This is a genomic window from Mycobacterium venezuelense, assembly GCF_054919535.1.
Window position 1 is genome coordinate 1 of sequence record NZ_JBONDW010000004.1, and the last position, 12,468, is coordinate 12,468.

At 66.2% G+C, this 12,468-nt stretch carries 13 protein-coding genes; 9 read left to right on the top strand and 4 right to left on the bottom strand.

Translation table 11 applies throughout. From position 1 onward, the window contains the following. Window positions 1-166 precede the first annotated feature (166 nt). Window positions 167-649 (top strand): peroxynitrite isomerase, encoded by a 483-nt coding sequence (locus ACRCUN_RS07335; RefSeq protein ID WP_462140980.1) that lies wholly within the window; start codon window positions 167-169, stop codon window positions 647-649. Continuing rightward, window positions 649-1,884: a lipase LipE gene (gene lipE / locus ACRCUN_RS07340; RefSeq protein ID WP_462140981.1), complete on the top strand. Its 1,236-nt coding sequence runs from the start codon at window positions 649-651 to the stop codon at window positions 1,882-1,884. Before ACRCUN_RS07335 ends, lipE begins: the two co-directional genes overlap by 1 nt. Here the strand turns inward: lipE and ACRCUN_RS07345 are convergent, their stop codons facing one another. Beyond that, a complete protein-coding gene (locus tag ACRCUN_RS07345; protein ID WP_462140982.1) occupies window positions 1,885-2,316 on the bottom strand; it encodes a PPOX class F420-dependent oxidoreductase in 432 nt (143 codons plus the stop codon). 49 nt (window positions 2,317-2,365) lie between these two features. Between ACRCUN_RS07345 and ACRCUN_RS07350 the strand changes: the two genes are divergently transcribed. Beyond that, a complete protein-coding gene (locus ACRCUN_RS07350) occupies window positions 2,366-3,913 on the top strand; it encodes an acyl-CoA carboxylase subunit beta (protein WP_462140983.1) in 1,548 nt (515 codons plus the stop codon). On the opposite strand, the gene ACRCUN_RS07355 is transcribed toward ACRCUN_RS07350, so the two are convergent. Beyond that, complete coding sequence (locus tag ACRCUN_RS07355) at window positions 3,914-4,399, bottom strand: GNAT family N-acetyltransferase (protein WP_462140984.1); 486 nt, start codon at window positions 4,397-4,399, stop codon at window positions 3,914-3,916. Here ACRCUN_RS07355 and ACRCUN_RS07360 point away from each other — a divergent pair. The 4 genes from ACRCUN_RS07360 to ACRCUN_RS07375 all read left to right on the top strand — a co-directional run bounded on the left by ACRCUN_RS07360 (window position 4,368) and on the right by ACRCUN_RS07375 (window position 6,688). After that, entirely contained in the window at window positions 4,368-4,724 is a 357-nt protein-coding gene (locus ACRCUN_RS07360) for a DUF4383 domain-containing protein (protein WP_462140985.1), read from the top strand. The genes ACRCUN_RS07355 and ACRCUN_RS07360 overlap by 32 nt on opposite strands. A gap of 273 nt (window positions 4,725-4,997) precedes the next feature. Beyond that, window positions 4,998-5,396 carry a heme-binding protein gene (locus tag ACRCUN_RS07365; protein ID WP_067853933.1) on the top strand — a complete coding sequence of 133 codons (399 nt, stop codon included), beginning with the start codon at window positions 4,998-5,000 and terminating at the stop codon, window positions 5,394-5,396. A gap of 84 nt (window positions 5,397-5,480) precedes the next feature. Further along, window positions 5,481-5,930, top strand: coding sequence for a winged helix-turn-helix transcriptional regulator (locus ACRCUN_RS07370; RefSeq protein ID WP_462140986.1), 450 nt, complete (start codon window positions 5,481-5,483; stop codon window positions 5,928-5,930). Window positions 5,931-5,998: 68 nt separating this feature from the next. Continuing rightward, window positions 5,999-6,688: an SDR family oxidoreductase gene (locus ACRCUN_RS07375; protein WP_462140987.1), complete on the top strand. Its 690-nt coding sequence runs from the start codon at window positions 5,999-6,001 to the stop codon at window positions 6,686-6,688. A gap of 39 nt (window positions 6,689-6,727) precedes the next feature. Here the strand turns inward: ACRCUN_RS07375 and ACRCUN_RS07380 are convergent, their stop codons facing one another. Continuing rightward, on the bottom strand, window positions 6,728-7,651 hold the full coding sequence (locus ACRCUN_RS07380; protein WP_462140988.1) for an aromatic alcohol reductase: 924 nt from the start codon (window positions 7,649-7,651) through the stop codon (window positions 6,728-6,730). A 288-nt stretch (window positions 7,652-7,939) separates the two neighbouring features. Between ACRCUN_RS07380 and ACRCUN_RS07385 the strand changes: the two genes are divergently transcribed. Further along, entirely contained in the window at window positions 7,940-10,672 is a 2,733-nt protein-coding gene (locus ACRCUN_RS07385) for a helix-turn-helix transcriptional regulator (protein ID WP_462140989.1), read from the top strand. Window positions 10,673-10,816: 144 nt separating this feature from the next. Further along, on the top strand, window positions 10,817-11,647 hold the full coding sequence (locus ACRCUN_RS07390; protein ID WP_462140990.1) for an alpha/beta hydrolase: 831 nt from the start codon (window positions 10,817-10,819) through the stop codon (window positions 11,645-11,647). 47 nt (window positions 11,648-11,694) lie between these two features. Here the strand turns inward: ACRCUN_RS07390 and ACRCUN_RS07395 are convergent, their stop codons facing one another. Continuing rightward, window positions 11,695-12,459, bottom strand: a complete 765-nt coding sequence (locus ACRCUN_RS07395) for an SDR family oxidoreductase (RefSeq protein WP_462140991.1) — start codon at window positions 12,457-12,459, stop codon at window positions 11,695-11,697. Window positions 12,460-12,468 lie beyond the last annotated feature (9 nt).

Sequence of the window (12,468 nt, forward strand, 5' to 3'; positions counted from 1 at the left end):
ATCCAGCAGGTCGGTTTCGGGCAGCGATTCCCAGGGCAGGTCGCGCACCCCGGCCAGCGCCGCGCGTAACGCGGCGAGCTTGGCAGCGACCCGACCATCCATACTTCGAACACTAGTTCGAACCACCGACAAGTAGACGTTATGGCGGCCGCCGTACCCTGACGGTGTGGTTGACCTCCATCCCGGAATTGCCGTCCTCGCCCCCTTGCTGGGTACGTGGGCCGGTCCGGGCAGCGGTGAGTATCCGACGATCGAATCGTTCGACTACTTCGAGGAGATCGCGTTCGGCCACGTCGGCAAGCCGTTTCTCGCCTACAGCCAGCGCACGAAGGCCCGCGATGACGGCCGCCCACTCCATGCGGAGACGGGCTATCTCCGTGTCCCCGCACCGGACCGCCTGGAATGGGTGCTCGCTCATCCGACGGGCATCACCGAGATCCAGGAAGGCACCCTGACGACCGATGGAGACAGCATCACGATGGATCTGACCGCCACCACGATCGGACTCACCGCATCCGCCAAGAAGGTGACCGCGCTGGCCCGGTCGATCCGGGTCAAAGGTGACGAACTGGCCTACACGGTGCGGATGGGTGCCGTCGGGCAGCCGCTGCAACATCACCTGGCCGCCACCCTGACGAGGAAGCCGTAATGAACACCGACGGCAGAATTTCAGTACCCGCTGACCTCGATGCGGTCACCGACATCGGCGACGAAGACCACTCGGGTATCGATCCTCAGGCGGTCGAGCGCATCTGGCAGTCGGTGCGGCATTGGTACCGCGCCGGCATGCATCCGGCAATCCAGGTCTGCCTGCGGCACAACGGAAAAGTAGTGCTCAACCGTGCGATCGGCCACGGCTGGGGCAACGGTCCGGACGACCCTGAAGACGCCGAAAAGATCCCCGTCACAACGGAAACCCCGTTCTGCGTGTATTCCGCGGCCAAGGCGATCAGTTCGACCGTCGTGCACATGCTGGTCGAACGCGGACACTTCTCACTCGACGATCGGGTGTGCGATTACCTGCCGAACTACACCAGCCATGGCAAGGACCGCACCACGATCCGCCACGTGATGACGCACAGCGCGGGCGTCCCGATCCACACCGGCCCGCGTCCGGATGTCACGAGAGTCAACGACAGCGAGTACACCCGCGAACAACTCTCGATGCTCAAGCCCCTGTACCGGCCAGGCCTGGTGCACATCTACCACGGGCTGACGTGGGGACCGCTGATCCGTGAGATCGTCTCGGCGGCCACCGGTCGCAATATCCGCGACATCCTGGCCGAGGAAATCCTCGATCCGCTCAAGTTCCGATGGACGAATTACGGCGTTCTGCCGGAAGAGGTTTCGCTCGTCGCACCAAGCCATGTCACCGGCAAGCCACTTCCCGCGCCCATCGCGGCCGCCTTCCGCGCCGCGGTCGGGGGCACGCCCGACCGCATCATCCCGCTCAGCAACACGCCACTGTTCCTCACCAGCATCGTGCCGTCGTCGAGCACGGTATCGACGGCCGACGAGCTGTCGCGCTTCGCCGAAATACTGCGCCGCGGGGGCGAACTGGACGGCGTGCGTATCATGAGCCCCGAAACCCTGCGCGCCGCGACGGCACCGTGCCGACGGATGCGTCCCGACGTGGCGACGGGACTCAAGCCGATGCGGTGGAGCACCGGTTACATGTTGGGCGGCAAACGATTCGGTCCGTTCGGACACAACACGCCTTCGGCGTTCGGCCACACCGGGCTCGTCGACATCGCGGTGTGGGCCGATCCCGCGCGCACGTTGTCGGCGGCCGTCGTCAGCAGCGGCAAGCCAGGCGGGCAGCGCGATGCCAACCGCTACCCCGCAGTCCTCGACCGCATCGCGGCCGAGATTCCACAGGGCTGATCACCGCAGCTTCTCGCCGTAGACCCGCTCGACGGCCAGGGCCATCAACACCCTGCGGTCGGAGACCATCACCGATCGGTATTCGTCCCAGTCGGGATGCTCGCCTGCCGCGTTGCGGTAGTAGTCGACGAGCGCCTGCACCTCGGGCCCGTGCGGGTCGGTGCCCGGCCCGGTCAGCGTCACCGAGCCCTCGGCGGTCGCCCACGCCCATCCGTCGGCGCTCGTGACCTCAAATGCGGCGCGCGGGTCGCGGCGCAGATTCACGGTCTTGGCACGGCCTTCGGTCATCGACACGTAGATGACGTCGGCATCCCGGTCATAGGCGGGGGTCACCGGGGACAGTTGCGGGACACCGTTGGATTTAATGGTTGCGAGCACACCAAGGCGGGCCTCGGCGAGCAGGGAGCGTGGATCGAATGAGGTGACGGTCACATCTCACCGCAACTGCCGAGCGCCCGGTCGCTATTCCAATAGGAGCACGATGCCCGACGAACCGATCCGCGACGACCTCGCCGAAGTGCTGCGGCGGCGGGCACTCACGCAGGACGACGCCCGGCCCGAGGCGATGGCGCGGCGCCACGCCGCGCAAGCCAGGACGGCACGCGAGAACATCACCGATCTCATCGACCCCGGCTCGTTCGTCGAGTACGGGCGATTCGCGATCGCGGCACAACGCCAGCGTCGCGACCACACCGATCTCATCGAACGCACCCCGGCCGATGGGCTGGTGGCAGGCACGGCACGGATCGACGGCCACGCCTGCGCGATCCTGTCGTACGACTACACCGTTCTCGCCGGAACGCAAGGTGCGCTGGGGCACCGGAAGAAGGACCGGCTCTTCGAGATCATCGAGCGGATGCGGCTGCCCACGGTGTTCTTCGCCGAGGGCGGCGGCGGGCGGCCCGGAGACACCGACTATCCGACCGTGTCCTCGTTGGAGGTGCGGGCGTTCAAACTGTGGGCCGCGCTGTCCGGCTTGGTGCCGCGCATCGCGGTCGTGAAGGGCCGCTGTTTCGCAGGCAATGCGGTGATCGCCGGGGCGGCCGACCTCATCGTCGCAACAGAGGACACCTCGATCGGGATGGGCGGTCCGGCGATGATCGCCGGCGGCGGTCTCGGCGATATCGCCCCTGACGACGTGGGACCGATTTCGGTACAGGCACCGAACGGTGTGGTCGACGTCGTGGTTCCCGACGAGGCCGCAGCCGTCGCAGTCACCAAGAAGCTGCTGGGCTATTTCCACGGGACAGCCGAACCCGGGCCCGCTACCGACCAAACACCTTTGCGCACAATGGTTCCGGAACGGGCCCGGCGCGCATATCAGGTCGGGCCGATCATCGAGACGCTCGCCGACCAGGACTCGGTCACGTTTCTGCGCGAGAAATTCGCGCCCGAGATGGTGACGGCGCTGGCCCGCATCGACGGCCGCCCGGTCGGCGTCATCGCGAACAACACCAGGGTCATGGCCGGTGCCATCACGGCCGCGGCCTCGGACAAGGCCGCCCGGTTCCTACAGCTGTGCGACGCGTTCGGGCTGCCGGTGGTGTCGCTGGTCGACTGCCCCGGCTACATGGTCGGCCCGGCCGCCGAGGCCGAGGCCCTGGTGCGCCGCGGCTCGCGGTTGCTGGTGGCGGGTGCGGCGTTGAGTGTGCCATTGGTGGCCGTGATCCTCCGACGCGGCTACGGCCTTGGCGCACAAGCGATGTGTGGGGGAAGCCTGCACGAGCCGCTGCTCACGGTCGCATGGCCCGGTGCACATCTGGGCCCGATGGGCTTGGAAGGCGCCGTTCGGCTCGGGATGCGCAAGGAGCTCGAAGCGATCGAGGACCCCGACGCCCGCGAGGAGGCCGTGCGGGCCGCGACGGCGGCCGCCGAAATGCACGCCAGGGCTTTGAACTCGGCGTCGATGTTCGAGATCGACGATGTCATCGATCCAGCGGAGACGCGGTCCTTGATCGCCGCCACACTGGCCGCGGCCACGGAGTACGAGCGACCGGCAGCGGCCAGGCGATTCGTGGATACCTGGTGATCACAGCTCCAGATACATGATGTGCAGGCCTACCAGTCCGTGCTTGCGCGACCGGTAGGCCCTGGGCACGGTGCCGATGATCTGGAATCCGAGGTTTCGCCACAGCGCCACCGCCCGCACGTTCGTCTCGACGACAGCATTGAATTGGATGGCCGAATAACCGTTTTCGCGGTGCCAGTCGATCACCCACTGCCCCATGGCGCGCCCGACGCCACGCGCGGGCGAATCCGGATCGACCATGAAGCTCGCGGTGCCGACGTGATTCCCACGTCCGGGTTTGTTGGGCCCCATCCTTGCGGTGCCGACGACGACGCCGTCGACCACCGCGACGATGGTGTGCCCCGGTGGCTCTGCCAGCCATACCTCGCGAATCTGCGCATCGGTCAGGTCGTCGGGGTAGGTGTAGCTCTCGCCGTCAGCCACGATGGCGCGGAAGAACGGCGCGATCGCGGCGATGTCGTCGGCTTCGGCGGCGCGGATTTCCACGCGTCCGACCTTACGACGCGGCATTGACTACAACGGTTGGCAGGCGGTCGCCGGGCTGGCGCTGTTCGGGCCCGGCCTGGTGCTGTGCCGGCAGAAATCGTGGTCGGTGCTCTATCTCCTGCTGGCAACGGTGGCCGGGGCACTGCCCGGAATCTGGGCGTTCTTCTCCAATCAAGTGGCCTACATATTTGCCTTCCCCAACAACATCACCGACGCCGTCGTCCATCTGGTTACCGCCGCGGTGACGCTGGCGATCGCGGCCGTGCAGATCCGGCGCGACGGCGGCTTGCGAAACTCGCTCGCCGAGCTAAGACGCGAGCGCTGACTTCCCAGGGTTAGCTGGCGCCGCCCACACATAACAATTCGATCACCTTGCAGATCACGATCAATTAAGAGCGGCTCGCGAAATCTGAGAGTTTTCAAGATCTCATTTCCAATACGCGCCGGAATGAGGCGCAATTCACTCTTACCTGCTGTAACACTTCTCCGCTGGTAGTTGCTGCGGCAGCCGCACGGGTTTTGCTCCGCCCAGAGACGGTTACTTTCGATTCGGGCGGGGAAATCAGCGACCAGAATCGCGACCCAAAGGAAAATGATCATGAAATTCACTGGTATCACTGCGCGCCGCGGAATCGCCGGTGCCTGCGCCTCCGGTCTGCTCGGGGGCGTCGCCGCAGCAATGATCGCCGCACCGGCGGCGAATGCGGCACCGGACTGCAGCGCCAGCGGGCTGGCTAACACGGTCAGCTCAGCCACCGGCGCGGCGCGCGCTTATCTGGACACTCACCCGGGTGCCAATCAGGCGGTCACCACCGCGATGACCCAGCCGCGCCCGCAGGCCGCGGCGACGCTGCGTGGTTACTTCACCGCCAACCCGGCGGAGTATTACGACCTGCGGGGCATCCTGGCTCCGATCGGTGATGCACAGCGCGCGTGCAATGTGACTGCGTTGTCACCGGAGCTGTCCTCGGCCTATGACGAGTTCATGGCCGGCTGACGTCCCGATGATCGGCCCGCCGCCCTTCGTGGCGGCGGGCCTTTCTGACTTCGAACGCCAAAGTCAGGGTCGTACCCTTGAGGCATGGGACGAAAGAACGTCGAGATCCTGCAATGTTCGGTCGCCCGAAGCCTCGCCGTCCTCGGTGAGCGGTGGACGATCCTCATCCTTCGCGAGGCACTGCTGGGGACGACGAGATTCGCCGACTTCCAGTCCCACCTCGGCATCGGCGCCGACATGCTCAGCGACCGGCTCTCGACCCTCGTCGATTACGGGGTGATGACCAAGACGTCGTATCAAGAACCTGGTCAACGTGCCAGGCCCGAGTACCGGCTCACCCCGGCCGGGCGGGAGCTGCATGTCCTGGTCGGCGCACTGCAACAGTGGGGCGACCGCCATCTGCCCCGCCCCGAAGGCCCCACCGTCGAGCTTGAAGCCCGGCGCACCGGCCGACCGGTCCACGTCGCGTTCATCGATGACCTCGGTTACGAAGTGCCCTCTGACGACGTCGCCGCGATCCTCACCGGGAACTGAGGGAACAGATCGCATCACCACATGGTTCTAACTCCACATAACCAAGTCAGCCCGAACAAGGAGTGGCCGTGCAGATTCAGGGATCCGTCGCGTTCGTCACCGGAGCCAACCGCGGTCTCGGCCGCCATCTGGCCCAACAGCTCGTAGCCCGCGGCGCCAAGGTGTACGCCGCCGCGCGCAATCCTGAGTCCATCACGCTCGACGGCGTCATCCCGGTGCGCATCGACATCACCGATCCCGCCACAATCGCTGCGGCAGCTGAAATCGCGCATGACACAACCATTTTGGTCAACAATGCCGGAACCGCCAGCTACAACGGGCTCCTCGAAGGCCCACTCGATGACATCCGCGCCCAGATGGAATCCCACTACTTCGGCACATTGGCGGTCACGAGGGCATTCGCGCCGCACCTCATCGCCAACGCGCCCGGCGCGGTGCTCAACGTCGCGTCGGTCCTGTCCTGGGTGCACCCGGCCGGCATCGGCGCGTACTCGGCGGCCAAGGCCGCACTGTGGGCCCAAACCGACGCTGTTCGTGAGGAATTGGCACCGAAGAACGTCGCGGTGACCGCACTGCACGTCGGCTATATGGACACCGACATGACCGCGGGCGTCGACGCCCCGAAAGCCGATCCGGCACACGTCGCGGCGGCGGCTCTCGACGGGGTGGAAGCCGGGCTGGTCGAGGTGCTCGGCGACGACCTGACCCGTCAGGTGAAGTCCGGGCTCAGCCTCGATCGTGGGACCGTCAGCGCCTAGGTGCCGGGTGCGGCGGAACCGCCAGGTGTCTTCTGGTGGTCACTCGAGGTTACGCCGGGCCCATTCCTCGGCCGTCGTGGTGCCGATCCCATGAAGTGCGTTGTAAGACTGTGCTTTCGGCCAGGCCACGCCATTGGACCTGGCGAACACCGCACGGTATTTGCGCATCGTGTCATCCGGCTCCTGGCGCAGTTGGTCGGCCAGGTAGTCGGTGGTCCACTCCTCGCGGGTGACGGTGGTTCCGCGGACCCGGTCGACGATGTCGGCGAGGTCGCGGTAGCTGATGGTGTCGCCGGCGAGGTAGACGACCGTGTCGCGGATCCGGGGTTCGGCGAACACGATGTCGGCGGTGAGCACCCCGATGTCTTCTGGGGTGGTGAGGGTGACTTCGTTGTCCCAGCTTCCGAGGGCGTGCACCGTGTTGGCGGCCAGATCGACGACACCGAAGGCGGGTTCGAACAGGAAGCTGGTGAACATGCCGGTGGAAACGATGACCCATTCGGTGGCCCGCTGATTGCGTAGCAGGTCGCGGACGTCGAGTTGCTCGTCGAACAGAGGTTGGGCACTGCCGCGCCCGATCTCGTCGTAATCGACGCCGAACTGCCACGGGAAGTACCGCGGCACACCCGCGGTGAGCGCGGCACGGGCGAGTTTAAGCTGGGTACCCGAACCAGCCGCGAATCCGATGCAGCTGATGACGGTGTGATAGCGCATCATGATGGTCGCCAACTCGGCGACCGACGCGGTCGCGACATCGGCGTGCTCGATCGCGATGCCCATCTGGGTCAGCTCCTCGCCGCGGGTATCGCGTTGTCCGCCGGTAGCCGGTGGCCGCAACAACACGCTGACGGTCGCGGCGCCGGGGTGCTCGCCGACGTGACGGGTGAGCGCGGCGAGCACGCTGGCGCCGAGTTCTCCGGTGCCGATGACGAGGATGGCGGTGCTGTCAGTGGTCGGTGACATGGTGAATTCAGTTCCTGTGTTGGTGGGCTCTGTCGAAGTAGTTCAGGGCTGGTGCGAGGTGCACACCCTGCGGACAACCGATAGGCGGGCCGCGATCATTCCGCTCGCGATAGGAGATCTCCTGGCCCCTGACAGTGCCGGTCCGTAGTGCGGCATCTCTCGCTCCGATCTGGTGTTGTTAGCGGGTGTGCACATCACTGTCGCCGTCACCGACCGACGCGGGATCGGTCAAATGACTCAATGTCCCGTTCGCCGCGGTGATCGCGGCCCCGCTCAGCGGACCGATCGGTGATACAACCCGGTAAGCCCCTGGTCGGCCGCTCCGGGGAGTTGGCGGAGGTAGCGAAATTTCTGACCACGCCGACCGGCGCAGGCGCGGCAGTGGTACGCGGGGATGCGGGGGTCGGTAAGACGGCGTTGATCGCGGACGTGGCCGCCGCGGCCGCCAGTGACGGCTGGCGGGTGCTGGCCACCATGGCTGTCGAGTTCGAGGCCCAGTTCGCCCTCGCGGGGCTCAGCCAGCTGGTGCTGCCCTGGCGTGACCGGCTCTCCGACATCGATTCGGCGGCCGCCACGGCATTGGCGCCGGCGACCGGGCGCGACACCGCCGCACCGCCGTCGCCGTTGGCCATGGCCCTTGCCTGGCTGGAATTGCTGTCGGCTGTTGCCCGCGACAAGCCGCTTCTCGTCATCATCGATGACGCCCACTGGCTCGACGATGTGAGCGCTGCGGTAGTGACCATCGCCGGGCAGCGGATCCACGATCCTCGAGTGCGCATCCTGGCGGTATGCCGAGCCGAGGTCCAATCGGTGGTCGGCGACGGCCCGTGGCCGCGGATCGCGATCGGTGCCCTGGACGAGGAAACCGCGGAAACTTATCTGCGATCGCATTTTCCGGACCTGTCCGCCGACGTGCGCGCGACGATTCTGCAACAGGCGGCCGGTAACCCGTTGGCGTTGGACGAACTGCCCCGGCATCCGGTCAACTCTGGCGCGGGTGGTGCGGCGATAACTTTGACCGAACGTCTTCAGGGCGTCTTCGGCGGTCGGCTGGCGCAATTGGATCCGCAGGCCCGCAGCGAACTGCTGCGTGCCGCGCTGGACGGATCGGCTTCCTCCCCGGCCGGGGTCGCGGGCGGCGGATCGCGCTACCGCATGCGGGGCGCCGAAGGCGCCATCGAGTACGGGTTGCTACGTGTCGACGAACACGGGGAGCTTGTGTTCCGCCATCCGCTCGTACGTGCGGCCGTCATACAGATGTCGACGGCCAACGAACGCCGCGCCGCCCACAGCCTGCTAGCCGGTCTCTACGCCGATGATGTCGTACGCCGCGCAGCCCACCTGTCGGCGGCGACGGTCGATCCCGACGATGCAATCTCGGCGGTGCTGGAAGAGGCCGCCGCCACCACGATCCGCCGCGGCGGGGCCCGCACCGCGGTCAGCTTGCTGCGCCGCGCCGCCGAACTGAGCAAGAAACCCGGACGGCGCGCCCACCTGTCCGGGGAAGCCGCGTTCGTCGCCGCCCAGGCGGCCCGCCTCGACGACGCCGCCTCACTACTGGCCGATTACACCGGCCCGGCAAGCACCGGTGAGCCGGCTGAACGCGCCGCGGCCGCCCTGACACAGTCGTACCTAGCGCTGTACCGCAACGGCGATGTCATCTCGACCCACCGGCGAATAGTCGACGTCCTCGGCACCGCAGCCGAACTCGATGACACGACGGTCAACCGGCTCGTGAACGCCCTGCTGGCAATCAGCCAGTACTGCGCCGATCCGGACAAATGGGGCATCACCGATCTCGCGATCGACGCCGTCGCTGACCGCCTGGATCCGAAAACGCTTCTCCACCGTGACGCCTGGGGCGACGTCGGCTACCGCGGCGTCACCGTGACCCAACGCCTCGATGCGTTTCTACAGCACCTGGACAGTCTCGAACCGTGGGATTTGATGCGCCTTGCCGTGAGTGCGTACTACGTAGATTCCCTGGAATCGTTCCGGGCCGCGATCAACGACCACACCGCCCGCGAAAGCGGGGACGGCGCACTGACCAACGCGATGACCATGGAGCATCTGACGTTGCTCGACCAGATCAACAGCGGCCAGTGGGCCGACGCCGAACGCACCGCAGACCGCGGCTTGGCATTGACTCGCAAGCACGGTCACGAAATGTTCGAAAACCAATTCCTGGTCTTCGAAGGACTTCTGGCCGCCTCGAAAGGTGAAACCCAGCGCGCCCGCGAGTTGGGTAGCGCCGTCGATGCCTGGGCCCGGTCCCGCCGCCTCGGGCTGCATCTGGGCTATACCAAACGGATCGCCCTACTGTGTGCCCTGGCCGAAGGCGATTACGAGGCCGCGTGGACGGCCGCCACATCGATCAGTGCCGCAGGCGACATCCCGCACTACTCGCATCAAGCGTTGCGCGCGATCTTCGATCTGGTCGAAGCCGCCGTCCGGTCCGACCGCACCGACGCCGCGCGCCAGCATGTCGCCGCCGCGAAGCGCCTGAACGTCAGCGATATCTCGCCGCGGCTGAGCCTCACCCTGGCCGGGGCAACGGCACTGGCCGCCGCCGACGACGACTGTGCCGATGATCTGTACGGTGCTGCCATCGCTCACCCGGCTGCGGCGGCGTTCCCGTTCGAGCACGCCCGCATCCAGCTCGCCTACGGGATGTGGCTGCGGCGGCAACGCCGCTACCGACAGGCCCAGACGGTATTGGCCGCGGCAGCCGAGACATTCGAGATTCTCGGGGCCGCGCCGTGGACGGCGCGCACCGCTGCCGAACTGCGCGCCGCCGGCTCGACCCCGCACCGCGGCTACACCACCGAGGTCGAATTGAGCGGGCAGGAACGGCGCATCGCCGAATTGGCCGCAAACGGGTTGAGCAACAAGGAGATCGCCGAACAGCTCTACCTGTCACCGCGCACCGTCGGGGCTCACCTCTACCGTGTCTTCCCCAAACTCGGCATCACCAGGCGTTCTGGGCTGCGCCAAGCCCTCGATGCGCTCGACACCGCTTAGGTCATGTCGCCGTCGTCGTCGTCGCGCCGTCCGTCGGCGATTAGGTCAAACGTCTGATCCCAGGAGACCTGGCCGCGACGACTCTAGGTCGTGACACCACGTCCGGAACGGATCCGGACGGACGTCTCGACCAAGGAGAACATCATGACCGACATCCGCACCCCCGTCGTCTTCATCCACGGCCTCTGGTTGCACGCCAGCTCTTGGCAGCCGTGGATGGATCTGTTCAGCCAGAAGGGTTACGCCCCGGTCGCGCCTGGTTGGCCGGGCGAGCCCAACACGATCCAGGCCGCCAGGGCGAACGCCGATGCCGTTGCCGGAATCGGCATCGATCAGGTCACCGAGCACTATGCCCGTGTGATCTCCGCGCAGCCGCAGGCACCGGTCATCGTCGGCCACTCGTTCGGTGGCCTGATCGCCCAGAAATTGGCCGGCTTGGGTTACGGGCGCGCCGCTGTGGCCATCGACCCCGCACAGATCAAGGGGGTAAAGCCGCTGCCGTTCGCCCAGTTGCGCTCAGGTTTCCCCGTCCTGGGTAGCCCGGCCAACAAGAAGCGCGCAGTGTCACTGACCGCTTCGCAGTTCCGCTACGGATTCGGCAACGCCATAGACAAGGAATCCTCCGAGGCGCTGTTCAACCGCTGGACGATCCCGTCACCCGGACGTCCCCTGTTCGAAGCGGCATTCGCCAACTTCCACAAAAACTCCCCGGCGAAAGTCAACACCGACAACAACAAGCGCGGCCCGCTGCTGCTGATCTCCGGTCAGAAAGACCACACCGTTCCCGACGTGGTGACCAGGGCGGCCTACAAGCTGTACGGAGAGTCCACGGCCGTCACCGATCTCAAGCAGTTCCCCGACCGCGGACACTCGCTGGTGATCGACCAAGGTTGGCAGGAAGTCGCCGACTACGTGCTCGGATGGCTTGCCGCCCAGCGCATTCAGCCGATGAACGATCCCGCATACCAGCGCTGACCTCGCCCGGTGTTATACCCGGCCGGCTGGGCCGGTGGTCGCCCTGCTCAATGTCCGTGCGGATCGGCGGCATTGAGTGTGGCGACCACTTGGTCGTAGTCGCCACGGGCCTCACCGTAGCGCAGGAACTTCACGCGTTCGACCTGAATCTCCTTGGCGTCGGGCTGGCTTTCCAGCAGGTCGACGACCTCGGTGACGAAGTCCTCCAGCGGCATCGCGAAGCTGCTTTCGCGTTGTCCGGGAATCAGATCGGTAGCCACGGACGGCGGGATGAGTTCGACGAACTTCACATTGGTGTCCGAAAGCTGCAACCGCACCGATTCGGTGAGCATATGAACGGCGGCCTTCGACGCGTTGTAGCTCGGAGTGGCTTTCAGCGGAGCGAAGCCCAGGCCCGACGACACCGTGACGAACGTGGCATCCTCCTGAGCCTGCAGGTGACCGATGAAGGCGGCGATAAGGCGAATGGGGCCGAGCACATTGGTGATGACGACCGACTCCGCTGACGCCAGGAACGACTCGGGCTTATGCCAGTCCTCGACGGCCATGATGCCTGCCATGGCGATCACGACGTTGAGGTCGGGATGCCTGTCCAGCACTGTCGCGGCCGCACTCTCGATGCTCGCGGGATCGGCGACGTCGATCTGGACGGTGTCGAGTTCCGGATGGTCGGCGGCGATCTCGTCGAGAAGATCGCTACGCCGCCCGCCGATGATGACGGTGTTGCCCTTGGCCTGCAGCGCCAGGGCCAGTTCCAGCCCGATGCCACTCGTCGAACCGGGAATGAAAATGGTGTTGCCCGAGATCTTCATGGTGATGCC